This is a genomic window from Sphingobium anseongense (assembly GCF_037725245.1).
Classification (GTDB): Bacteria; Pseudomonadota; Alphaproteobacteria; order Sphingomonadales; family Sphingomonadaceae; genus Sphingobium.
The window spans coordinates 117,064-140,088 of the sequence record NZ_JBBJUL010000009.1 but is presented as its reverse complement, the minus strand read 5'-3'; the positions used below and the strand labels follow the sequence as shown (position 1 = coordinate 140,088).

Annotated in this window: 17 protein-coding genes and 1 tRNA gene; 12 read left to right on the top strand and 6 right to left on the bottom strand. The window is 64.9% G+C overall.

Going from position 1 to position 23,025, the window contains the following annotated elements; all coding sequences use genetic code 11:
* Window positions 1–2: 2 nt before the first annotated feature.
* Complete coding sequence (rpoB, locus tag WG908_RS13205; RefSeq protein ID WP_340187053.1) at window positions 3–4,184, bottom strand: DNA-directed RNA polymerase subunit beta; 4,182 nt, start codon at window positions 4,182–4,184, stop codon at window positions 3–5.
* A 336-nt stretch (window positions 4,185–4,520) separates the two neighbouring features.
* Between rpoB and WG908_RS13200 the strand changes: the two genes are divergently transcribed.
* The 7 genes from WG908_RS13200 to WG908_RS13170 all read left to right on the top strand — a co-directional run bounded on the left by WG908_RS13200 (window position 4,521) and on the right by WG908_RS13170 (window position 11,526).
* Window positions 4,521–4,931, top strand: a complete 411-nt coding sequence (locus WG908_RS13200) for a MerR family transcriptional regulator (protein ID WP_340187052.1) — start codon at window positions 4,521–4,523, stop codon at window positions 4,929–4,931.
* A gap of 38 nt (window positions 4,932–4,969) precedes the next feature.
* Window positions 4,970–6,772, top strand: a complete 1,803-nt coding sequence (locus WG908_RS13195; protein WP_340187051.1) for an acyl-CoA dehydrogenase C-terminal domain-containing protein — start codon at window positions 4,970–4,972, stop codon at window positions 6,770–6,772.
* Between the two features lie 105 nt (window positions 6,773–6,877).
* Window positions 6,878–8,179 (top strand): MFS transporter, encoded by a 1,302-nt coding sequence (locus tag WG908_RS13190; RefSeq protein WP_340187050.1) that lies wholly within the window; start codon window positions 6,878–6,880, stop codon window positions 8,177–8,179.
* Window positions 8,176–9,105 (top strand): cysteine synthase A, encoded by a 930-nt coding sequence (cysK, locus tag WG908_RS13185; protein ID WP_340187049.1) that lies wholly within the window; start codon window positions 8,176–8,178, stop codon window positions 9,103–9,105. The genes WG908_RS13190 and cysK overlap by 4 nt, the downstream gene beginning before the upstream one ends.
* Before the next feature lie 13 nt (window positions 9,106–9,118).
* Entirely contained in the window at window positions 9,119–10,510 is a 1,392-nt protein-coding gene (locus WG908_RS13180; protein WP_340187048.1) for a cell wall hydrolase, read from the top strand.
* 87 nt (window positions 10,511–10,597) lie between these two features.
* Window positions 10,598–10,671, top strand: a tRNA-Gln gene (locus WG908_RS13175).
* 183 nt (window positions 10,672–10,854) lie between these two features.
* Complete coding sequence (locus WG908_RS13170; RefSeq protein WP_340187047.1) at window positions 10,855–11,526, top strand: glutathione S-transferase family protein; 672 nt, start codon at window positions 10,855–10,857, stop codon at window positions 11,524–11,526.
* Between the two features lie 55 nt (window positions 11,527–11,581).
* On the opposite strand, the gene ndk is transcribed toward WG908_RS13170, so the two are convergent.
* The 3 genes from ndk to WG908_RS13155 form a co-directional block, all read right to left on the bottom strand.
* Entirely contained in the window at window positions 11,582–12,004 is a 423-nt protein-coding gene (ndk, locus tag WG908_RS13165) for a nucleoside-diphosphate kinase (RefSeq protein WP_340187046.1), read from the bottom strand.
* Between the two features lie 88 nt (window positions 12,005–12,092).
* Complete coding sequence (locus WG908_RS13160; RefSeq protein ID WP_340187045.1) at window positions 12,093–12,530, bottom strand: DNA polymerase III subunit chi; 438 nt, start codon at window positions 12,528–12,530, stop codon at window positions 12,093–12,095.
* Window positions 12,531–12,554: 24 nt separating this feature from the next.
* Window positions 12,555–14,000 (bottom strand): leucyl aminopeptidase, encoded by a 1,446-nt coding sequence (locus tag WG908_RS13155; RefSeq protein WP_340187044.1) that lies wholly within the window; start codon window positions 13,998–14,000, stop codon window positions 12,555–12,557.
* A 288-nt stretch (window positions 14,001–14,288) separates the two neighbouring features.
* Between WG908_RS13155 and WG908_RS13150 the strand changes: the two genes are divergently transcribed.
* The 4 genes from WG908_RS13150 (at window position 14,289) to rsmA (ending at window position 19,777) form a co-directional block, all read left to right on the top strand.
* Window positions 14,289–16,475 (top strand): LPS-assembly protein LptD, encoded by a 2,187-nt coding sequence (locus tag WG908_RS13150; RefSeq protein WP_340187070.1) that lies wholly within the window; start codon window positions 14,289–14,291, stop codon window positions 16,473–16,475.
* 84 nt (window positions 16,476–16,559) lie between these two features.
* Window positions 16,560–17,933 carry a peptidylprolyl isomerase gene (locus WG908_RS13145; RefSeq protein ID WP_340187043.1) on the top strand — a complete coding sequence of 458 codons (1,374 nt, stop codon included), beginning with the start codon at window positions 16,560–16,562 and terminating at the stop codon, window positions 17,931–17,933.
* Window positions 17,911–18,942 (top strand): 4-hydroxythreonine-4-phosphate dehydrogenase PdxA, encoded by a 1,032-nt coding sequence (gene pdxA, locus WG908_RS13140; RefSeq protein WP_340187042.1) that lies wholly within the window; start codon window positions 17,911–17,913, stop codon window positions 18,940–18,942. Before WG908_RS13145 ends, pdxA begins: the two co-directional genes overlap by 23 nt.
* Window positions 18,932–19,777 carry a 16S rRNA (adenine(1518)-N(6)/adenine(1519)-N(6))-dimethyltransferase RsmA gene (gene rsmA, locus WG908_RS13135; RefSeq protein ID WP_340187041.1) on the top strand — a complete coding sequence of 282 codons (846 nt, stop codon included), beginning with the start codon at window positions 18,932–18,934 and terminating at the stop codon, window positions 19,775–19,777. The genes pdxA and rsmA overlap by 11 nt, the downstream gene beginning before the upstream one ends.
* On the opposite strand, the gene WG908_RS13130 is transcribed toward rsmA, so the two are convergent.
* Window positions 19,774–21,042 (bottom strand): class I SAM-dependent methyltransferase, encoded by a 1,269-nt coding sequence (locus WG908_RS13130; protein WP_340187040.1) that lies wholly within the window; start codon window positions 21,040–21,042, stop codon window positions 19,774–19,776. The two genes, rsmA and WG908_RS13130, sit on opposite strands and share 4 nt — an antisense overlap.
* Window positions 21,043–21,142: 100 nt before the next feature.
* On the opposite strand from WG908_RS13130, the gene dgcA reads away from it, so the two are divergent.
* Entirely contained in the window at window positions 21,143–22,117 is a 975-nt protein-coding gene (gene dgcA / locus WG908_RS13125) for an N-acetyl-D-Glu racemase DgcA (RefSeq protein ID WP_340187039.1), read from the top strand.
* A 59-nt stretch (window positions 22,118–22,176) separates the two neighbouring features.
* On the opposite strand, the gene WG908_RS13120 is transcribed toward dgcA, so the two are convergent.
* Window positions 22,177–23,022, bottom strand: coding sequence for a phosphodiesterase (locus tag WG908_RS13120; protein ID WP_340187038.1), 846 nt, complete (start codon window positions 23,020–23,022; stop codon window positions 22,177–22,179).
* Window positions 23,023–23,025 lie beyond the last annotated feature (3 nt).

Genomic DNA, 23,025 nt, shown 5'->3' with positions numbered 1-23,025 from the left:
CCTTATTCCGCCGCCGCCGCGAAGCCGCCGTCGTCCTCGACGATCTCGTCGATCGTGTTGAGTTCGACGTTGAGGCCGAGCGAGCGCATTTCCTTGACCAGCACGTTGAAGCTTTCGGGAATGCCGGCCTCGAACGTGTCGTCCCCCTTGACGATCGCCTCATAGACCTTGGTGCGGCCGACCACGTCGTCGGACTTCACCGTCAGCATTTCCTGCAACGTGTAGGCGGCGCCATAGGCCTGGAGCGCCCAGACCTCCATTTCGCCGAAGCGCTGGCCACCGAACTGCGCCTTGCCGCCCAGCGGCTGCTGGGTAACGAGGCTGTAGGGGCCGATCGAACGAGCATGGATCTTGTCATCGACAAGGTGATGGAGCTTCAGCATGTAGATGATGCCCACCGTGACCTTGCGGTCGAACATGTCGCCAGTGCGTCCGTCGAACAGGTCCGACTGGCCCGAAGTATGCAGCCCCGCCAGTTCCAGCATCGCCGACACGTCGGCTTCGCGCGCACCGTCGAACACGGGCGTGCCCATCGGCACGCCGCGCTCCAGATGCTCGGCCAGATCGATGATCTGTTCGGGCGTCCGCGCTTCGATTTCGTCGATATAATGGTCGCCATAGATCGTCTTGAGCCGGTCCTTGACCGCGTCGGGCATGTCGCCCGCCGTCGGGTTCGGATTGGCGTCGCGCCAATCCTCCAGCGCATGCTTGAGCTGCTGGCCAAGGCCGCGCGCGGCCCAGCCCAGATGCGTTTCAAAGATCTGCCCGACATTCATGCGGCTCGGCACGCCCAGCGGGTTGAGCACGATGTCGACATGGGTGCCATCGGCCAGGAACGGCATGTCCTCGACCGGCAGGATGCGCGAAATGACGCCCTTGTTGCCGTGACGGCCGGCCATCTTGTCACCCGGTTGCAGCTTGCGCTTCACCGCGACGAACACCTTGACCATCTTGAGCACGCCGGGCGGCAGTTCATCGCCACGCTGCAGCTTGTCAACACGATCCTCGAACTTGTCGACAATCGACTTCACCGCCTCGTCATACTGCGCCTTGACCGCTTCCAGATCGCTCTGCTGCGCGTCATCGGCGACGGCGAACTTCCACCACTCATGCTTTTCGACCTCGTCGAGCAGCGCCTCGTCGATCACGCCACCCTTCTTGACGCCCTTGGGCGCGGCGGTCGCGGTCTGGCCCAGCAGCATTTCGCGCACGCGATTATAGGTCGCACGGTTGAGAATGCCGCGTTCGTCCTCGCGATCCTTGGCGAGACGGTCGATTTCCTCGCGCTCGATCGCCATCGCGCGCTCGTCCTTGTCGATGCCGTGGCGGTTGAACACCCGCACCTCGACGACCGTGCCCGCAACGCCCGGCGGCAGACGCAGCGAAGTGTCGCGCACGTCAGATGCCTTTTCACCGAAGATGGCGCGAAGCAGCTTTTCTTCCGGCGTCATCGGCGATTCACCCTTGGGGGTGATCTTGCCGCACAGTATGTCGCCCGGCTCCACTTCGGCGCCGATATAGACGATGCCCGCCTCGTCGAGGTTGCGCAGCGCTTCCTCGCCGACGTTCGGGATATCGCGAGTGATGTCCTCCGGCCCCAGCTTGGTGTCGCGCGCCATGACCTCGAACTCCTCGATGTGGATCGAGGTGAAGACGTCGTCCTTCACGATCCGCTCGGAGATCAGGATGGAGTCTTCGTAGTTGTAGCCGTTCCAGGGCATGAACGCGACGAGCGTGTTGCGGCCCAGCGCCAGTTCACCGAACTCGGTCGAGGGGCCATCGGCAATCACGTCGCCGGCGTCGATGATGTCGCCGACCTTCACCAGCGGACGCTGGTTGATGCAGGTGTCTTGGTTTGACCGCTGGAACTTCTGGAGCGTGTAGATATCGACGCCCGACTTGCCGGCGCCGATGTCGCCGGTCACGCGGATGACGATACGGGTCGCATCGACCTGATCGACGATGCCCGAACGCTTGGCGGCGATGGCCGCGCCGGAATCGCGCGCAACCGTGCCTTCCATGCCGGTGCCGACAAACGGCGCCTCGGCCTGAACCAGCGGCACGGCCTGGCGCTGCATGTTCGATCCCATCAGCGCGCGGTTGGCGTCGTCATTTTCCAGGAACGGAATGAGCGATGCAGCGACCGACACCAGCTGCTTGGGGCTGACGTCCATCAGGGTGATGAGATCGCGCGGCGCCATCAGGAATTCGCCGGCCTGACGCGAAGAAATCAGATCCTCGGCAAAGGTCCCGTCTTCGTTCAGCTCGGCGTTGGCCTGTGCGATCGTGTGCTTGGCCTCCTCCATCGCCGACAGATAAACGACGTCGTCGGTCACCTTATGGTCGATGACCTTGCGGTAGGGCGTTTCGATGAACCCATATTTGTTGACGCGGCTGAACGTCGCGAGGCTGTTGATCAGGCCGATGTTCGGGCCTTCGGGCGTCTCGATCGGACAGATACGACCATAATGGGTCGGGTGAACGTCGCGGACTTCAAAGCCCGCGCGCTCGCGGGTCAGACCGCCCGGCCCGAGCGCAGAAACGCGGCGCTTGTGGGTGACTTCCGACAAGGGGTTCGTCTGGTCCATGAACTGCGAAAGCTGCGAGGAGCCGAAGAATTCGCGCACCGCGGCGACCGCCGGTTTGGCGTTGATCAGGTCGTTGGGCATCACGGTCGACACGTCGACCGACGACATACGCTCCTTCACCGCGCGTTCCATGCGCAGCAGACCGACGCGATACTGGTTTTCCAGCAGTTCGCCGACCGAACGCACGCGACGGTTGCCCAGATTGTCGATATCGTCGATTTCGCCCTTGCCGTCCTTGAGGTTCACCAATTCCTTGACCACGGCCAGGATATCCTCGGTCCGCAGGGTGGTAACAGTGTCCTCCGCATCCAGATCGAGACGCATGTTCAGCTTGACGCGGCCGACGGCCGACAGGTCGTAGCGCTCCGGATCGAAGAAGAGGCCAGCGAACAGCGCTTCGGCGGTTTCCTTCGTCGGCGGTTCGCCGGGGCGCATCACGCGATAGATGTCGCTCAATGCCTGATCGCGATCCTCGGCCTTGTCGGCCTTCAGGGTGTTGCGGATCCAGGGACCGGTCGTGACATGGTCGATGTCGAGCAGCTCGATGCGGTCAATGCCCGCCTTGTCGAGCTTTTCGAGATTTTCAGACGACACTTCGTCGCCTGCTTCGATGTAGATTTCGCCGGTGGCGTCATTGACCAGATCGTAAGCGCTGTAGCGGCCGAAGATTTCCTCGGTCGGGATCAGCAGCGTTTCCAGTCCATCCTTTTCCGCCTTGTTGGCGGCGCGCGGCGAGATTTTGTGGCCCGACGCAAACACGACTTCGCCCGACTTGGCATCGACGATGTCGAAGGCGGGCTTCATGCCGCGCCATGCTTCGGCGACATAGGGAATCTGCCAGCCGCCTTCGCCCCGCAGGAATGTCACCTTGTTGTAGAAGTGACCCAAAATCTCTTCAGCGTTCAGGCCCAGCGCGAACAGCAGCGCGGTGACGGGCAGCTTGCGCTTGCGGTCGATCCGGACGTTGACGATGTCCTTGGCATCGAATTCGAAGTCCAGCCACGAACCGCGATAGGGAATGACGCGCGCGGCAAACAGATATTTGCCCGACGAGTGGGTCTTGCCCCGGTCATGGTCGAACAGAACGCCCGGCGAACGGTGCATCTGCGAAACGATGACGCGCTCGGTGCCGTTGATGATGAAAGTGCCGTTGCCCGTCATCAGGGGCATATCGCCCATATAGACGTCCTGCTCCTTGATATCGAGAACCGAGCGGCTCTCGGTGTCCTGATCCACTTCGAACACGATGAGGCGCAGCGTGACGCGCATAGGCGCGGCATAGGTAATGCCGCGCTGGCGGCATTCCTCGGTATCATATTTGGGGTCTTCCAGCTCGTAATGGACGAAATCCATTTCGGCGGTGCCGGCGAAATCGCGGATCGGAAAAACACTGCGCAGCGTCTTTTCAAGACCTGACACATAACCGATCGACGGATCGGACCGCAGGAACTGTTCGTAGCTCTCCCTCTGAACCTCGATCAGGTTCGGCATCTGCACCACTTCGTGGATGTCGCCAAAAACCTTGCGAATACGCTTCTTCGCGCCGGTTGTGTTGACGCCTTTATTAGAGATCGGGGAGGGAGCCTTGGTCGCCATGCGTGTTCCTGCCTTCGTTCGTCGCAAATACACCGCATCGCAGCGGAGATTCAGCCGATTCGCGGGCAATGGGCCCACGAAAAAAAGTGCGGGTCGGGACTGTCCGAACCGCACTGCCAGCGTCTGAGGAACCGCCGAAATCGCCCTATTCCCGCCAATAACCGTGCGCAACGCGGCCATGACACCCGGACGACCGGGGCGCGAGCCACCCCGTCGATATGACAGCGCGGCACGACTTGTTGGATGGACATATAGAAGCTTTGTTGGATTTTGTGAAGAGCTTCAAATCGTCAACGCATATTGACGTGAACGTAAACGGAAACTACATCACCGATTATGAACCAACGTACAAGCATAGCCGGCATCGAGATGCCCGATCATCGGGATCGCGACAGCTACAGCATTTCGGACCTCTCGGAAGAATTCGGCGTCACCGCACGCGCCCTGCGCTTCTATGAGGATGAAGGGCTGATCGCGCCGCAGCGACAGGGGCTGGCGCGCATCTATTCGCGCCGCGATCGCGCCCGCCTCGCCTGGATTCTGCGTGGCAAGCGCGTGGGCTTCAGCCTGTCCGACATTCGCGAGATGATCGACCTGTATGATGCGGACGAGGATCATGAGGAGCAGCGTCGCGTCACCGTACGGAAATGCAACGCCCGCATCGACCTGCTCACCCGGCAAAAGGCCGACATAGATGCGGCCATCGCCGAACTTACCGATTTCGTCGCGTCCATCGACCGCTCTTGAAGCGACCTGCCCGATAAAAATACCGCCCGGAGAAGATAATGCCCAGCTACACCGCCCCCGTCCGCGACACGCGCTTCGTGCTCGATCATGTCGTGGGGATCGACCGTTTCTCCAACCTCCCCGGTTTCAGCGCCGCCACGCCCGACCTTGTCGAAGCCATTTTGAGCGAAGGCGGGCGCTTCGCGGCGAAAGTGCTGTTCCCGTTGAACGCGGTGGGCGACCAGGAAGGCTGCACCCGCCATTCCGATGGCAGCGTCACGACCCCGACCGGCTTCAAGGACGCATTCGACCAATATGTCGCCGGCGGCTGGACGACGCTGCATGCGCCGCAGGAATTCGGCGGGCAGGGTTTGCCCAACGTCATTGCAGTGGCGGCGGGCGAATATGTGCTGTCCGCCAATCACAGCTTTGAAATGTATCATGGCCTGACCAGTGGCGCGGTGTCAGCGCTGCTGGTCAAGGGCAGCGACGATCTGAAGGCGCGCTATGTCCCCAACATGGTGTCGGGCAAATGGACCGGCACGATGAACCTGACCGAACCTCATGCCGGCACCGACCTTGGCCTCATCAAGACCAGGGCCGTGCCCAATGCCGATGGCAGCTATGCGATCACCGGCACCAAGATATTCATTTCGGCGGGCGACCATGACCTGTCGGAAAACATCATCCACCTCGTGCTCGCCAAGACGCCCGGCGCGCCCGAAGGCAGCAAGGGTATTTCGCTGTTCGTCGTCCCCAAGATAATGGTGAATGCGGACGGATCGCTGGGTGACCGCAATGCGGTGTCGTGCGGCGCGCTGGAACATAAGATGGGCATTCACGGCAACGCCACCTGCGTCATGAATTATGACGGCGCGACCGGCTGGCTGGTTGGCGAGGAGAATAAGGGCCTGGCCGCGATGTTCATCATGATGAACGCCGCGCGCATGTGGGTGGGCCTCCAGGGACTGGGCCAGGCCGAGATCGCCTATCAGAATGCGGTCCTTTATGCGCGCGAGCGGCGCCAGGGCCGCGCCCTGACCGGTCCCAAGGACCTTGATGAAAAGGCCGACACGCTGTTTGTCCACCCCGACGTTCGCCGGATGTTGATGGAGGCCAAGGCGTTGACCGAGGGGCTGCGTGCGCTGATCCTGTGGGGCGCGCTCCAGGTTGATCTCGCCGACCATGCGGCAACGCAAGAAGAACGCGAGGCTGCCAGCGACCTGCTTTCGCTGCTGACGCCGGTCATCAAGGGCTATGGCACCGACAAGGGCTTCGATGTCGCCGTCACAAGTCAGCAGGTGTTCGGCGGCCACGGCTACATCCGGGAAAACGGGGTCGAACAATATGTCCGCGACGCGCGCATCGCCCAAATTTACGAAGGCACCAACGGCATTCAGGCGATGGATCTGGTCGGCCGCAAGCTGGCGCTAAACGGTGGCCGCGCGCTCCAGGCCTTCCTCAAGCTGCTCGCGACCGAAATCGCCGAGGCCAAGGGCAATGAGAAACTCGCGTCGTTTGCCGACGCGCTCGAAAAAGCGACCGGCCAGCTTCAGGCAGCGACGATGTGGCTGATGCAGAATGCGATGAAAAATCCCGACAACGCAGGCGCTGGCGCTCACCATTATCTGCATATCATGGGTATCGTCGCAACGGGCCTCATGTGGCTGCGCATGGCCAGGGCAGCCAGCGATCTGCTGGCCGCGGGCGAAGGCGACGCGCGCTATCTGGAAACCAAGCTGGTCACAGCGCGCTTCTTTGCCGAACGCATCATGCCCGACGCGGGCGCGCTGCGCCGCAAGATCGAGGGAGGCGCCGACGCCCTGATGGCGATCGACCCGGACATGTTCCTGCCGGCCTGACCGGCGCGGCCAGATAGGCGGATCATCGCGCGACGAAGTTTTACTGTGCTGAGCGCAGCGCTCTGCGGTTGCCGCCGCCCCCGTACCGGGGCTAAGGCATCGGCGATGACCCTTCCCGCCGATCGCCACCCGTTGCGCTACCGCGATTTCCGCGCCTATCTGGGCGGCCGGCTCTGCGCGGTGCTGGCCCAATATGCGATGATGATCGTGCTGGGCTGGCAGGCCTATAATATCGCCCGCGACACGATGAGCCCGTCAGCGGCGGCGGCGCAGCTCGGGCTGATCGGCCTCGCGCAGTTCGCTCCCCTCTTTTTCCTGACACCCGTCACCGGATGGGTCGCCGACCATTTCGATCGACGCATGATCACCCGGCTGACGCTGGCGCTGATGATGGCGGCGTCGGGCCTGCTTGGCTTTGCCACCTATGAAGGCTGGGTCAGCCTGCCGCTTATCATCTTCGTAGCCATGCTTGTGGGCATAGCCCGCGCCTTCAATGGCCCCGCCTATGGCGCGCTCGCCCCCAATCTGGTCCCGCGCGCCGTCTTGCCCAGAGCGATCGCCATTTCCAGCGTCGCCTGGCAGCTCGGCATGATCATCGGCCCGGCGCTGGGCGGCTATGCCTTCGCGATCGAGCCATGGGGCGCCTATGCGCTCGCCGCCCTGCTCTACACCGTGGCGCTGGCCAGCATGATGATGATCGGGCCGGTGCCGCAATCGGCGCGCGACACCAGCCGGCATCCGGTGCGCCAGATGATCGACGGCTTCGCCTATGTCCGGGGCAACCGGCTGGTGCTGGCGACGATCACGCTCGATCTCTTCGCGGTGCTGCTGGCGGGCGCGACCGCGCTGCTGCCTATATATGCGCGCGACATATTGCATGTCGGCTCGCGCGGGCTGGGCCACCTTGCCGCCGCACCGGGGATCGGCGCGGGGATTACCGCGCTATGGTTCTCCTTCCGCCCGATGCGCAGCGAGGTCGGCCTCAAGATGCTGGGCGCGGTCATCCTGTTCGGCCTCGCCACCATCGCCTTTGGCCTCACCGCCTTTGCACCCACCGACATCGCCATGGAAATCGCGCTGGGATCGCTGATCGTTCTGGGTTTTGCCGACATGGTGTCGGTCTATGTCCGCCAGTCGTTGATCCAGTTGCACACGCCCGATGCGATGCGCGGCCGCGTGTCCAGCCTGTCGCAACTCACCATTTCTGCCTCCAACGAACTGGGCGAGGCCGAATCGGGCTTTCTCGCCGCGTTGGTGGGGCCAGTTGTCGCGGTGATCGGCGGCGGCATCGGTGCTATCGTCATCACCCTCATCTGGGCGCGACTCTTCCCCGAATTGCGCCTTGCACGCAGCTTCGACCTACCCGACATAAGGGCGGCGGACATCAGCCAGGAGAAAGCCACATGAAAGCTTCCAGCATATTGGACACGATCGGCCACACCCCGCACATCCGCGTCAACAAGCTGTTTGCCGGTGCGCCCGCCGGAACAGAAGTCTGGATCAAGTCCGAACGGTCCAATCCCGGCGGGTCGATCAAGGACCGCATCGCCCTTGCCATGATCGAAGCGGCCGAAGCGTCGGGCGATCTGCAGCCGGGCGGCACGATCATCGAGCCGACATCGGGCAATACCGGCGTCGGCCTGGCCATGGTCGCGGCTGTCAAAGGATACAAGCTGGTCCTGGTCATGCCCGAAAGCATGTCGATCGAGCGCCGCCGCCTGATGCTGGCCTATGGCGCGTCCTTCGACCTTACCCCGCGCGAAAAGGGCATGAAAGGCGCGATCGAGCGCGCGCTGGACCTCGTCGCCAAGACCCCGGGCAGCTGGATGCCGCAACAGTTCGAAAATCCAGCCAATATCGACGTCCATGTCCGCACGACCGCGAAGGAAATACTGGCCGACTTCGATGACGCGCCGATCGACGCGCTCATCACCGGCGTCGGCACCGGCGGCCATATCACCGGCGTCGCCGAAGTGCTAAAGGCGGCCTGGCCGACGATCAAGGTCTATGCCGTCGAGCCGACCCTGTCCCCGGTGATCAGCGGCGGCCAGCCCGGTCCCCATCCGATCCAGGGCATCGGCGCCGGCTTCATCCCGGCGAACCTGCACACCCAGGCGCTCGACGGCGTGATCCAGGTCGATCCCGCCGCCGCCAAGGACTATGCGCGCCGCGCCGCAAGCGAGGAAGGCATGCTGGTCGGCATATCTTCGGGCGCCACGCTCGCCGCCATCGCGCAGAAGATTCCGTCGCTGCCCGCAGGCTCGCGCATACTCGGCTTCAACTATGATACCGGCGAGCGGTATCTGTCGGTTCCCGACTTCTTGCCGGAATGATCCGCCGCGGCATATGACGCGCGACCGGGCCGATACGGACGGGCCGCCGTGGGCGGCATGGCTGTTATGGCTGGCGATCTTCGCCGGCCTGCCCGCGCTCGTCGCCTGGAACGACGTCGGCGATCGACCGCCGTCAGCGGTGCAGGCGGCCTTGTCGCGGGCGCGCGCCGTCGCCGCGCGCGCCGTGCCGCCGCCCGTCGAGCCGGTGAAAGTCTATGCGCTGGAGCGTGACAGCGCGCGCACGCTGAACGCCGCCATCCCCTTTTCCACCGCGCCCAATCCTGCCGCCCGGCCCTTCGTCTTCACAGGGTCGGCAACCGACCTGGCGCGCGCGGTCGATTGCCTCGCCGCAGCGCAGCTTTACGAGGCGGGCGACGATGCCGTCGGCCAGCGCTCGGTGGCGCAGGTCGTACTCAACCGCGTGCGCCACCCCGCCTTTCCCAAGACAGTGTGCGGCGTCGTATTCCAGGGGCAGGAACGCACCACCGGATGCCAGTTCACTTTCACCTGCGACGGCGCGCTGACGCGCGTGCCTTCGGCCGGAGCCTGGGATCGCGCGCGCATGGTCGCCAGGGAAATGCTGTCGGGACAGGTCTATACCCCGGTTGGCCACGCCACCCATTATCATACCGACTGGGTCGTTCCCTATTGGAGCAGCAGCCTCGACAAGGTAGCGGCGGTCGGCAGCCACCTCTTCTTCCGTTGGCGCGGCTGGTGGGGCACTGGGGCCGCGTTCGGGCGCGGCAGCGGCAGCGGAGAGCCGCTGATCGGTCGCATCGCCCGCATCTCGCTCGCACATCATGGCGCGCCAGACGCCCCCCTGCCGAATGTGCAGCAGCTTGCAGGCACACACCCCTCCGGCGCGGCGCTGCTCGCCGCCCGGCCGCAGCAGGCGATCGGAACGGATTCGCTGGGCAAGAGCTTCGGCGCGGGCCGACTGATCGCGATCGCGCCCGGCGCGCGCACTTTCCTGCTCGAACTGTCGGGCGGCGCGCTGCCCGACAGCTGGCCCACGCTCGCCCAGACCTTCTGCGCCGGCCGGTCCGAATGCCGAATCATGGCGTGGCGCGCGGGCGGCGGCGTTCCGGTTGGCTTCCCCTTGAGCGGCAGCCAGATCGACGCCATGGCCTTTGCCTATATCCACAACGCCGCCAGCGGACTTCAGCGCGCCTTGTGGAACTGCAACCAAACCCCGCGCCCGGTCCGACGCGAATGCATGCGGGTGCGCGAGCCTGCGCAGGTTCAGGCACAGGCCCAGACCCAAGCGATCGCGCCGATCCCGGCGCTGGCTGGCGTACGGCGCAAGGAACGCTTCGAAATCGTCCGAATCAGCCAGCGTCCCGGTACAGAGCCGCCTCGGTCCATTCCGGCGAAGGACAGCCCCGCCCCGACGCCTGCGCCCTGAATTGTCGGCTCCGCCCTGCGATATCGCCCTTGACCGCCGCGCCTTGCGGGCTTATCTGCGCGCTTCCAGTCGCCCTTGGGCGGCCGATGCCCGATCCTCTAATGGTAAGAGAGCGGACTCTGACTCCGTCAATCAAGGTTCGAATCCTTGTCGGGCATCCAGATTTTCCTCGCAAATCGCTCGTTTCTCGTATCGTACCGGCTGGCAGACACAGATCGATAAAGGTTTGAAAGCCGCGCGGATATGATTGGGATTGCCCCGCGGAGGTCTCCGGTCGTCGACGCGGTCGGGCCAGTGCGTTGCCGGCCTCGACTTCGCCTTCCTCCTGCGGCTAAGAGGGGCCGATGATGAAACTGTTCATTGGCAACAAGGCCTATTCAAGCTGGTCGCTGCGCGGCTGGCTGGCGTGCAAGCTGTCGGGCCTGCCGTTCGAGGAGGTGGTCGTCCCCCTCTATGACGAAGCCTGGGAAAAACGGCGCGAAGGCGACGAGTTCGCGCCTTCGTCGGGCAAGGTGCCGATCCTGTGGGATGGCGACATCGTCGTCTGGGACAGTCTGGCGATCATCGAATATCTGAACGAAATGTCGGGCGGCGACAAATTCTGGCCGACCGACCCTGGCGCGCGCGCCATGGCGCGCTCGATGGCGGCCGAAATGCACAGCAGCTTCGCAGCCCTGCGCCGCGAGCACAGCATGAACATCCGCCAGATCTATCCGTCCCGGCAGCCGTCCGAAGCGGTGGCGCAGGATCTGGCGCGCATCATGCAGCTTTGGGCAGAAGCGCGCGCCCGGCATGGCGGATCGGGCGATTTCCTGTTCGGGGAATTTGGTGCGGCCGACGTGATGTTCGCGCCGGTCGTGACCCGGTTCATCACCTACCAGCTGCCGGTCGCGCGCTTTGCCGAAGGCTATATGCAGGCGATCATCGCCCATCCGTGGATGCAGGAATGGATCGGCGGGGCACAGGCGGAAGACTGGGTCATCGACAGGTTCGAAGTGCCGCCGCAATCGCAATGACCGCAAAAAAGGCCGGGGGATGCCCCGGCCTTTTCAATCTCGGATGAACTTGGCTTCAGCCGACGATTTCATCGGCCTTGAAAAAATAGGCGATCTCGATCGCGGCATTTTCCGCGCTGTCCGATCCGTGAACCGAATTGGCTTCCATCGATTCGGCGAATTCCTTGCGGATCGTGCCTTCGTCCGCGTTGGCCGGGTTGGTTGCACCCATGATGTCACGGTTGCGCTTCACCGCATCCTCGCCTTCGAGAACCTGCACCACCACCGGGCCGGAAATCATGAAGGCAACCAGGTCGGCGTAAAAGGGGCGATCCTTGTGAACCGCGTAGAAGCCCTCCGCCTGCTCGCGAGTCATGCGGATACGCTTTGACGCGACAACCCGCAGGCCCGCATCTTCCAGCTTCTTGGTGACCGCGCCGGTCAGGTTGCGGCGAGTCGCGTCGGGCTTGATGATCGAAAAGGTGCGCGTAGCGGCCATGAGCCTGTGAACTCCGAACTGTTGGAAAATGCGTCGGCGCGCCTTTAGACGGGTCCGGCACCCGCCGCAAGGGGCGCTGGCGGCGGGTTCAGGGGCCTTGCACCCACTTGCGCCCATCCTGCCGCCAGAAACGCGGCGTCACGTCGTCGGCTTTGCTCAATATCCGCCAGCTCGCCCGCGCCCCGCCGATCGTTTCGGCATCGAAAAAATAAAAGGCGCGCTCGAACCTCAGCGCCTCATCCCGCCACAGCCCATCGGCCAGCGCGACATGCCTGGCACCGTTCTGCGCCTCGCACCGGTCGGACAGCAGGATCGGCTGCACATTCTCACCCGCCTGCCCCACCAGCCCATGCGCCAGAAATGTTTCTGCCCCCGCATCCCAAAGCCCGCCTGACAAGCGTTCCAGCCGCCCGCCATCGGCCGCCACCACCAGCAACCGGCCGCCTCCCGCCAGGATCCGCTCGGCAATCGCGGGCAATACCCGTTCGACCGGGTCGCGGCTCAGCTGATAGAAATCGACTTGCAAGGCTTTCCCCCTACCGGGTCGGCGTCAACGCTCGAACTTATCCGCCACCAGCCGGTCGAGCAGCCGCACGCCATAGCCGGTTGCGCCCTTGTCCCACACCGGGCCGGGCTTGTCCGCCCAGACCATGCCGGCAATGTCCAGATGCGCCCATTTGACGCCGTCATCGACGAACCGCTTGATGAACTGCGCGGCAGTGATGGATCCGCCAAAGCGCGGCCCGATATTCTTCATGTCGGCGATCGGGCTGTCGATCATCTTGTTGTAGGCGTCGGACAGCGGGAAGCGCCACAGGGGATCGCCCGCCGCCTTGCCCGCCGCGATCAGGTCATCGGCCAGGCCATCGTCATTGGCGAAGATACCGGCGAACTGGTCGCCCAGCGCCACCACCATCGCACCCGTCAGCGTCGCCAGGTCGACGATCACCTCAGGCGCATAGGTTTTCTGCGCCCAGGTGATGACGTCACACAGCACAAGCCGGCCTTCGGCGTCGGTGTTGAGCACCTCGATCGTCTGTCCCGACATCGACGTGACGATATCCCCCGGACGCTGCGCGTTGCCATCGGGCATGTTTTCGACAAGACCGCATATGCCGATGACATGCGCCTTCGCCTTGCGCCCGGCGAGCGCCTTCATCGCGCCCGCGACCGCGCCCGCGCCGCCCATGTCCCACTTCATGTCTTCCATGCCCGCGCCAGGCTTGATCGAAATGCCGCCGCTGTCGAAGGTCACGCCCTTGCCGACCAGCACCAGCGGCTTGCCCTGCGTGGTCCCCGTGCCGTTCCATTCCATCGCCAGCAGGCGCGGCTTGCGCACCGAACCCTGCGCCACGCCCAGCAGCGCGCCCATGCCAAGGTCCGCCATCTGGACCTCGTCCAGCACGGTGAAGCCAATCCCCATCTTTTCAAGGTGCCGGCACCTCTCGATAAAGCTTTCGGGATAGATGATGTTCGCGGGCTCGGACACAAGCTCGCGGGTCAGCGCGACGCCCGCCGCCACCGCCGCCAGCCGCTCCCATGCCTCTTGCGCGCCACTGGCCACCAGCGTCAGCTTGACCAGCGTGGGCCGTGATTTTTCGGGCAGCCGCGTGCGGTAGGTGTCGATCCGCCATGCGCGTAGCGACGCGCCATAGGCAAGCCGCGCGGCCGCAGCGCCGCTCACTCCGCCGGGGAATTCGACCGCCGCATGCGCCGCGCCGCTGGTCGCGAGCTTCGCCGTCAGTGCGCCGCCCGCGCGTTCCAGATCGGCGTCGTCGCCCCCGCCGATTCCCAGCAGCACGACCCGCAGCACCTGCCCGGCTTCCTCGACGAACGTTTCGAATGTCGTCCCCGTATCCCCGGCGAACCGAGCCGCCCTGGCCCCAGCGATGACGACCGACCCGGCCGCGATCGGCAACCCTCCGGTCGCATCCTTGGCCATGGCCAGAACCAGGGTATCGGCTTCGGGGCGGGATGGGCTGAACGCGATATCCATCAAGGGTCCTTCAAATTGTCATGTCATGCGAGCAGACGGAACGCGCGAGAGCCGCGCACTTGCCAGATAATGCGCCTTGCCCGCTCTGGCAAAGCCGTTCGACCGATTTCGCACAAAAGAGCCAAGCGGGGCGATTGCGGCGAAGGCAAAGCAATGCAATAGGCGTTTCACAAGCGCACCCGATGAGGCTCCAAGCCCTTGCCAGTCCCCCAATCGTTTCCAGCATCGCTTTTCTTCCCCCTGTTGTCCGGGGCTGCGCTTGCCTGCCTGCTGCCCGCCGGCTCCGCCATGGCGCAGCAGTTCAACGAACCGCAGGTCACAACCAGCGTGCCCGACGCCCCCGTTCCCGCGTCGGACGATCAGATCGGCTTTTCCGCCGATGCGCTCGAATATAACAGCGAAGCGGACGTCGTGACCGCTCGCGGCAGCGTACAGCTGTTGCGCGAAGGAAACCGGCTGCGCGCCGACACGGTGGTGTGGAACCGCACCACCGGCAAGGTCGAGGCGCAGGGCAATGTCTCGGTCACCGATCCGGAAGGCAACGTCGCCTATGGTGATCGGTTCGACGTCACCGACACGCTCAAGGACGGCGTTGTCGACAATATGCTGATCGTTCTTGAATCGGGCGGTCGGCTGGCATCGGCGAAGGGCACGCGGGTCAACGGCACCTACAGGCTCGATCGCGCCGCCTATACCGGCTGTGCGGTCGAAGACAGCGACGGCTGTCCCAAGGAGCCAACCTGGCAGATCAACGCCGTGAAGGTGGTTTACGACCCGGTTCGCCAGCGCGTGACCTATACCAATGCCAATATAGAGATTTTCGGCCTGCCGCTCATCCCCCTGCCCGGCCTGTCGCATCCAGTCGGCGAAGGCGGCGGCAGCGGCCTCCTCATGCCCAATGTGCGCTATGACCGGACCAACGGTCTTGAAGTCGCATTGCCCTACTACTGGAAGATCGCGCCCAACCGCGACCTTACCGTCACACCCCATATCTACAGCGACACGTTGCCGATGCTGGAGGGTAATTTCCGCCATCTGTGGGATCGTGGCGCCTATCAGATCACCGGCTACATTACCCATGCCAGCCGCGTCGCCGCGTCGGACACGCTGCCCGGCTCGACCGCCCCGGCAGGCGGCTCGGAAAAAAGCCTGCGCGGCTATCTCGACGCCAGCGGCGGCCTGCAACTGAGCCCCGAATGGAGCGTGGCCGGGTCGATCCGCGCCGCCACCGACAGCACATTCCTGCGCCGCTACGACATCAGCCGGGACGATCGGCTGCGTTCCACCCTTTCGACGCAACGGATCGGCCGGAACAGCTATTTTTCGATCGCCGGCTGGGCGGTGCAGACGCTGCGTGCCGGGGATTCGCAGGGACAGACGCCGATCGCGCTTCCCGTCATCGACTATCGCCTGCGCCTGGTCGATCCGTTGCTGGGCGGAGGTATCCAGCTTCAGGCGAACAGCCTGGCCATCACCCGCACCCATGGCCAGGATACACAGCGCGCCTTCGCCGGGTTCGAATGGAATTTGCGCAAGCTGACGCGGATGGGGCAGGAAGTCACTTTCACCACCTATTTGCGCGGCGATGTCTATCACAGCAGCGGCAATGCCCTGACCGCGACGGAGAGCTATCGCGGCGATCCGGGCTGGCAGGCGCGCGGCATCGCCGCCGCCGCCGTCGACATGCGCTGGCCGTTCATGGGCGAAGCGTTCGGTGGCATCCAGCGGATCACTCCGCGGATGCAGGTTGTGGCCGCGCCGCGCCTCGCCAACCTCGCCGTCCCCAATGAGGACGCCCGTGCCGTCGACCTGGAAGACAGCAATCTTTTCGCGCTCAATCGTTTCGCCGGCTATGACCGTTTCGAGGATTCGACCCGCGTCACCTATGGCGTCGAATATGCGCTCAGGCTGCCCGGCTTCTCGCTCGATACCGTCGTGGGGCAGAGCTACCGGCTTGACAGCCGCCCGGCGATCCTGCCCGACGGCACCGGCCTGTCGGGTCGCATGTCGGACATAGTCGGCCGCACCACGGTGCGCTGGCGCGATTTCATCGCGCTGACCCATCGCTTCCGCGTCGACAAGGAAAATTTCGCCCCGCGCCGGAGCGAGATCGACGCCACGATCGGCACTCGCAAGACCTATGCGATGGTCGGCTACCTCCGGCTCAACCGCAACGCCTTGTCCAGCCTGGAGGATTTGCAGGATCGCGAGGAACTCCGGCTGGGCGGGCGCATACAGATCGCCCGATTCTGGTCGGTCTTCGGATCGACGGTGATCGACCTGACCGATGCCAAGGAAGACCCGCTCAGTTTGGCAGACGGATATGAGCCGGTGCGGCACCGGCTCGGCGTCACCTATGAAGATGATTGCCTGACCCTTGGCCTCACCTGGCGGCGCGATTATCAGACGACCGGCGATGCCCGCCTTGGCAACAGCTTCCAGCTACGGCTGGCTTTTCGCAATCTTGGCATATAAGAACGGCTGCCGCAGGCCCGCTCAGGGCCGGTTAATGCGGATCGGGGCATTCCGCTGGCCCGCACCTGGAGAATGAAGTCACCGATGAAGCCCGTGCTTTCCCCCCTCGGCCGCGTCGGCCGCTCCACTCGCGTCCTGCTGGCCGCGACCGCGCTGATCGGTCTGATGGCGCCCGGCGCCACCGGCCAGACGGTGGAGGATGACGGCGCCGTCCAGACCCAGCAACTCGCGCTGCCCAAGGATCTGACGATCTTTGGCAAGAATGATCCCAATGTCCGCAAGGCGACAGCGATCGTCAATGGCCACATCATCACCGGCACGGACGTCGACCAGCGGCTGGCGCTCATCATCACCGCCAATGGCGGCAAGGTGTCACCTGAGGAAAAGGACCGGCTGCGCGTCCAGGTGCTGCGCAACCTGATCGACGAAACGCTCCAGATCCAGGAAGCGGCCGCCAACGACATTCGCGTCGATCCGGCGGAAGTCCAGCAAAGCTTTGAGCGGGTCGCCGCCAACTTCAAGCAGTCGCCCGATCAGTTCGACAAATATCTGCGGTCGCAGGGCAGCGCGGCGGCCAGCATCAAACGCCAGATCGAAGGCGAAATGGCATGGAGCCGGCTGCTCCGCCGCAACATCCAGCCCTTCGTCAATGTCGGCGAGGAGGAGGTCAAGTCGGTGGTCGACCGGCTGAACGCGGCCAAGGGCAGCGACGAATATCGCATCGGCGAAATCTATCTGTCCGCGACCCCGGAAAATCAGCCGCAGATTATCGCCAACGCCCGTAACATCATCGAACAGATCAAGCAGGGCGGCAGCTTCGCGGCCTATGCCCGCCAGTTTTCCGAAGCGTCGACCGCCGCGGTCGGCGGCGACCTGGGCTGGGTCCGCCCCGCGCAGCTGCCAACCGAACTGGCGCAGGCCGCATCGGAAATGCAGGTCGGCCAGATTGCGGGACCGGTGCCTGTCCCTGGCGGCATCTCGATCATCTATGTCATGGACAAGCGTCAGGTATTGACCAGCGACCCGCGCGACGCGCTGCTCAGCCTCAAGCAATTGTCGGTCGCCTTTCCCGCCGGCACCACCCAGGCCCAGGCGTCTGAACGAGCGGCGAACTTCGCCGCCGCGACGAAAGCGATCAGGGGTTGCGGCGACGCCAATGAGGTCGGCCAGAAGCTGGGGGCCGACGTGGTCGACAATGACAATGTCAAGGTCCGCGACCTGCCGCCGCAGTTGCAGGACATGCTGCTTAGCCTCCAGATCGGCCAGTCTTCGCCGCCCTTCGGCTCGATCAGTGAAGGCGTGCGCGTGCTGGTGCTGTGCGGTCGGGACGAAGCGGGCGGCGCAGGCGCGCCCAATTACGAACAGATCATGGCGCAGATGGAGGAGGAGCGCGTGAACAAGCGCGCCCGCATCTATCTGCGCGACCTGCGCCGCGATGCGGTCATCGACTATAACTGAGGCCGTGTCTCCCGACCTGGCGCCCTTCGCGGTGGCGCTCGGCGACCCGGCCGGCATCGGGCCGGAAATCGTCGCCAAAAGCTGGGTCATGCGCGCCGCGCGCAGCCTGCCGCCCTTTTTCGCGGTCGGCGATGCGGCGTCGCTGCGCGCCGTGTGGGCCGGGCCGATAGCGATAGTCAACGGCCCGGAGGAAGTGGTCGCCGCCTTCGATACCGCGCTACCCTGTCTCCAGGTCGGCGATGCCGGCGCGATCACGCCCGGCGTCCCCAGCGTCGAAGGCGCGCAGGTGGCGCTGCAATCGCTCGAAGTGGCGGTCGGCCTCGCCCGCTCGGCATCGGCAGCGGGCGTCATTACCGCCCCGGTCGGCAAGGCCCAGCTTTACGGCGTCGGCTTCACCCATCCCGGCCAGACCGAGTTCGTTGCGGAACGATGCGGCGTGTCGCCGCACAACGCGGTCATGATGCTGGCCGGGCCATCGCTGCGCGTAGTGCCGATCACCATCCACATCTCGCTGGCCCAGGTGCCGCAGGCGCTGTCGATCGACCTTATCCGCGCCCGTGCGACGATCACCGCGCGCGGCCTGCAAAAGAATTTCGGGATCGCCCGCCCCCGCCTGCTGGTCGCCGGCCTCAATCCCCATGCAGGTGAAGACGGCGCGCTGGGGCGGGAAGAGATCGAAATGATCAGGCCAGCGGTCGAATCGCTCAAGGCCGACGGGCTGGATATCGAAGGGCCGGTCGCCGCCGACGGCATGTTCCATTTTCGCGCCCGCGAAACCTACGACGCGGCGCTGTGCATGTATCATGACCAGGCACTGATCCCGATCAAAACGCTGCATTTCGACGATGGCGTCAACATGACGCTGGGACTGCCGATCGTGCGGACATCGCCCGACCATGGCACCGCCTTTGGCATTGCCGGCACGAACAGCGCCAATCCGGGCGCGATGATGGCCGCAATCCGCATGGCCGCCGACGCCGCGCGCGCCCGCATCGCTCATGGCGGCTGACATGCCGCGCCCGGCCCTGCCGCCCTTGCGAGAGGTGATAGCGACCCACGGGCTTCAGGCAAGCAAAGCCCTGGGCCAGAATTTCCTGCTCGACGAACAGTTGCTCGACAGGATCGCCGCCATTCCCGGCCCGCTGGACGGCAAGCCCGCCTATGAGGTCGGCCCTGGTCCCGGCGGCCTCACCCGCGCGCTGCTGCGCGCCGGCGCGGTGCTGGCGGTGGTTGAGCGCGACCGCCGCTGCCTTCCGGCGCTGGCCGATCTGGAAGCGGCCTTCCCCGGCCAGCTTACGGTCGTGTCGGATGACGCCATGGCTGTCGATGCGCGCGCGCTCGCGGGCGATGGCGCGCATATCGTCGCCAACTTGCCTTATAATGTCGGCACCGCATTGCTGATCGGCTGGCTGTCCGCGCCGTGGGAGCCGCTGCCCTGGTGGTCATCGCTGACGCTGATGTTCCAGCATGAGGTCGCCGAACGCATCGTTGCCGCCCCCGGCACCGATCATTATGGCCGCCTCGCGGTGCTGGCGCAGTGGCGTGGACAAGCGCGGATCGCGATGAAGGTTCACCGCAGCGCCTTCACTCCCCCGCCCAAGGTGATGTCGGCGGTGGTCCACATCACTCCCCTTCCCGCGCCGCCCGACGTGGCGCTCGGGCATCTCGAACGCCTTACCGCCGCCGCCTTTGGCCAGCGCCGAAAGATGCTGCGCCAGAGTCTCAAGGGTGTGCCCGGCGCGCTCGATGCGCTCGATACGCTGGGCATAGACCCGCAACGCCGCGCCGAAACGCTTGGCGTCGAAGACTTCGTCGCCGTCGCCCGGCTGCTCGGCCAAGCCTAACCGCTGGCGAGCTGGCCCGCCAGCGTCAGAGCGCGTTGCGGTTCTACCGGCCCGGTCAGCGCGAACGCCGCCTTGCCCTCCTCCCAATAAGCAATCGTGTCGCCCTCGCGCCTGGCCAGCAGCGGCTTGGCATCGGCAGGGGTTTCAGCATGATCGGCAAACAGCGACAGCTGCTCGCCCTTGTCCGTCACCAGCGACACCGCAACCGCCGGACTGTCGCTCGTGGGATAGACCTGAACGTCGCTTACCTGCCATCCGGCCGGCAAAGCGGGCAGTTCCAGTCCCGTCGACCGCGCAATCTCCGCCGCGTCCAGCCTGGGGCTTTCGATCTGAGACGCCATCGCCCGCCGCAACTGGCCGGTGCGGTGCGACGCCGCCGCTTCATCAACGAAGCTGCTCGCATGCGCCGCCTGCTCGCCTACGACATCATGCGCGATCCAGCCGCTCGCCAACAGCGCCGCGATTGCAACCGCGCGCCCTATATGTCGCCACATCCCGGCAGGCTGGTCGTCATTGGCCGCCGCCAGATCCCGCCGCCGGCCCACCAGCGTGCCCTTGGTCCCGTCATGCATCAGCCGGAAATCGATATGCGGCCAGCGCTGACGCCACCGCCGCGCCACCAGCCGTTCGCCCGGCCTGGCGGCATCGTCCAGCAGCACGACGCCCCCCGGCGTCAGCCGCGAAAACAGGCTATCGGCCGCGCCCCTGACCATCGGGTGCACCGTCCATGGCGGCCCGTCGATGATGATCAGGTCGATCTGTTCGGGCAAATTGTCCAGCGCATACCAGCGCCCCGGCCAACCCTCGACCTGCCGCTCCAGCGGCGCATGACGGATGTCTACCGACAGGCCATTATCCGCCAGCCAGCCGCGCGTCGCATCGACGAAGCCGCCATGCTGGTCGAAACTGTGCAGCCGCCCGCCACCATGCAGCGCCATCGCGCGCGCAGCGACCAGCGTGGAAGCACCCGCCCCCAGTTCGACGACGTGCGCAGGCTTGATCCGCGCTATTTCCCGCACGATGTGCCGCAAGAACCCCACGTCGGCCTTCCAGCTGCCCAGATGTGGCAGCGAGTCGGGCGCCAGCCCCAACTCCGCCATCAGCGCCCGCTTGTCCGCCTTGCGCCCGCCCGACAGGCTCGCGAGCAGCCAGGGCCAGCTGATCGCGCCGAATCCCAACCTCCAAACAACGTCCGAAAAGCGGGTATCGGCCATGTCCTTCGGCTCGGAAAGCGGCAGAAAGCCAGTCAATTCACGCGATGTCACGAATGGAAATCCTCGATACGCCAGTCAAGGCTAGGCAGATGTCGCATGCTGGCATAGGTCCATATCCTTCCGGGTCAATCACGAGGGGCAGACAAGGCCGATGAGCGCCCATATTTCCGCGACCGTCGAACGCTGGCCGGTGGCAGGCAGTTTCATCATCAGCCGGGGAACCAAGACGCATGTCGACGTCATATTGTGCGAGGCGCGCGAAGACGACCTGATCGGGCGCGGCGAGGGCACCGCTATCTACTATGAGGGCGAAAGCGCCGAAAGCTGTGCCGCCGCGATCAACGCCTATGCTGGCCCGCTGGACCGCGAGGCGCTGCTGAAACACATGCCTCGCGGCGCGGCCCGCAATGCGCTCGACTGTGCGCTCTGGGACCTGGAATCGAAGCGGGCGGGCATCCCCGTCTGGCAACTCGCCGGACTGGACCAACCAGCCCCGCTCCCGACCGCCCTCACCATCAGCCTGGGCGATCCCGCGCGGATGGAGGCCGACGCCCGTGCCGCCGCCGCGCGCGGCTTTGGCCTGCTCAAATGCAAGCTGACCGGTGAAGGGGACATAGAGCGCATCGCCGCAGTCCGCGCCGGCGCGCCGCAGGTCCGCCTGATCGTCGACGCCAATGAAAGCTGGCACGACCGCGACATCGCGGCGCAGGCACAGGCACTTGCCGCCCAAGGTGTCGAAATGGTCGAACAGCCAATTCTGCATGGCCAGGAACAGCGGCTGGCCGGCATCGCCTCGCCCCTGCCGCTCTGCGCCGACGAAAGCTGTCACAGCCGCGCCGATCTCGACCGGCTGGGCGATTTCGACGCGGTCAATATCAAACTGGACAAGGCGGGCGGCCTTACCGAGGCGCTCGCATTGGCGCAGGAGGCGCGCGCACGCGGCTTTCGCGTCATGGTCGGCTGCATGCTCGGCACCTCGCTCGGCATCGCTCCCGCCGCGCTTGTGGCGCAAGGGGCGGACTGGATCGACCTGGACGGCGCGTTGTTGCTTGGCGAGGACCGCCAAGGCGGTTTGCCCATGCGCGACGGGCTGCTGCTTCCAGGCACATTGTGGGGGATGGGCTGATACCCAATCCGGCTGAGGCTGAAGCTCCTGCACCCAGGAGGGCGGTAACTGGCCGCCCGTCAGGGTCGCTCGTGGAGCATGCCGCGAATCAACGGCTGCATGGCGCTGTCATAGCGCGCCAACACCGGTGCGGCGTCGGCATTTTCGAAATGACTGACCAGCCCCTGTGCGGTCCAGCGATGTAGCGCGAAAGCCGGCGGCTGCGCGACGATCATCGGCCGGCCATCGGGGTCGGCGATGACGATCGGCGACAGGTCGAGCGCCACCTGCGGCGCGGTCGACGGGCAGATGGTGACAGTCAAGCCCCGCCACGCAGCGGCGATCGGCCGATGGACATGACCGCAAAGCAGGCCGCGAACCTGCGGCGCGTCAGCGAGCGCCCGTCCCAGCCGCGCGACCCAGGGTTCGCACGGATCGGTATTCATCCACTCGATCCCGACCTCTACCGGGGGATGGTGCAATATGACCAGCGTCGGCACATCGCGCTGTTCTTCGAGCCGCGCCGTCAGCCATGCCGCCCGTGTCTCGCAAAAAGCGCCGCCATGCCGTCCCTCCTCCAGCGTATCGAGTAACAGCAGGCGAACGCCTTCCAGCGCGACCTCATATTGCACAAAGCCATCGGCCATCGGGACGGCGGGGAAAACAACGCGAAAATTCGCGCGATCGTCATGATTGCCAAGGCACGGCCAGACCGGAAAGGGACAGCGCGCAAACGCCTGCGCCAGCCGGCGATAGCTGTCGATGTCGCCATATTCGGTCAAATCGCCCGTGGCCAGCAACAGATCGGGTCGATTGGGACCGTCGATCAGAATGTCGAGCACCGCGTCCAGCCGCCGCTGGTTGAGTTCGGCCGGGTCGCCAGGGGCGAAACCCAGATGCAGGTCCGTGATCTGCGCGATCAGCATGGC

What these genes read in the sequence shown, in the direction of transcription:
- rpoB (WP_340187053.1), bottom strand. Translation starts at nt 4,184, where the DNA reads ATGGCGACCAAGGCTCCCTCCCCGATCTCTAATAAAGGCGTCAACACA.
- WG908_RS13200 (WP_340187052.1), top strand. Translation starts at nt 4,521, where the DNA reads ATGAACCAACGTACAAGCATAGCCGGCATCGAGATGCCCGATCATCGG.
- WG908_RS13195 (WP_340187051.1), top strand. Translation starts at nt 4,970, where the DNA reads ATGCCCAGCTACACCGCCCCCGTCCGCGACACGCGCTTCGTGCTCGAT.
- WG908_RS13190 (WP_340187050.1), top strand. Translation starts at nt 6,878, where the DNA reads ATGACCCTTCCCGCCGATCGCCACCCGTTGCGCTACCGCGATTTCCGC.
- cysK (WP_340187049.1), top strand. Translation starts at nt 8,176, where the DNA reads ATGAAAGCTTCCAGCATATTGGACACGATCGGCCACACCCCGCACATC.
- WG908_RS13180 (WP_340187048.1), top strand. Translation starts at nt 9,119, where the DNA reads ATGACGCGCGACCGGGCCGATACGGACGGGCCGCCGTGGGCGGCATGG.
- WG908_RS13170 (WP_340187047.1), top strand. Translation starts at nt 10,855, where the DNA reads ATGATGAAACTGTTCATTGGCAACAAGGCCTATTCAAGCTGGTCGCTG.
- ndk (WP_340187046.1), bottom strand. Translation starts at nt 12,004, where the DNA reads ATGGCCGCTACGCGCACCTTTTCGATCATCAAGCCCGACGCGACTCGC.
- WG908_RS13155 (WP_340187044.1), bottom strand. Translation starts at nt 14,000, where the DNA reads ATGGATATCGCGTTCAGCCCATCCCGCCCCGAAGCCGATACCCTGGTT.
- WG908_RS13150 (WP_340187070.1), top strand. Translation starts at nt 14,289, where the DNA reads ATGGCGCAGCAGTTCAACGAACCGCAGGTCACAACCAGCGTGCCCGAC.
- WG908_RS13145 (WP_340187043.1), top strand. Translation starts at nt 16,560, where the DNA reads ATGAAGCCCGTGCTTTCCCCCCTCGGCCGCGTCGGCCGCTCCACTCGC.
- pdxA (WP_340187042.1), top strand. Translation starts at nt 17,911, where the DNA reads ATGCGGTCATCGACTATAACTGAGGCCGTGTCTCCCGACCTGGCGCCC.
- rsmA (WP_340187041.1), top strand. Translation starts at nt 18,932, where the DNA reads ATGGCGGCTGACATGCCGCGCCCGGCCCTGCCGCCCTTGCGAGAGGTG.
- dgcA (WP_340187039.1), top strand. Translation starts at nt 21,143, where the DNA reads ATGAGCGCCCATATTTCCGCGACCGTCGAACGCTGGCCGGTGGCAGGC.
- WG908_RS13120 (WP_340187038.1), bottom strand. Translation starts at nt 23,022, where the DNA reads ATGCTGATCGCGCAGATCACGGACCTGCATCTGGGTTTCGCCCCTGGC.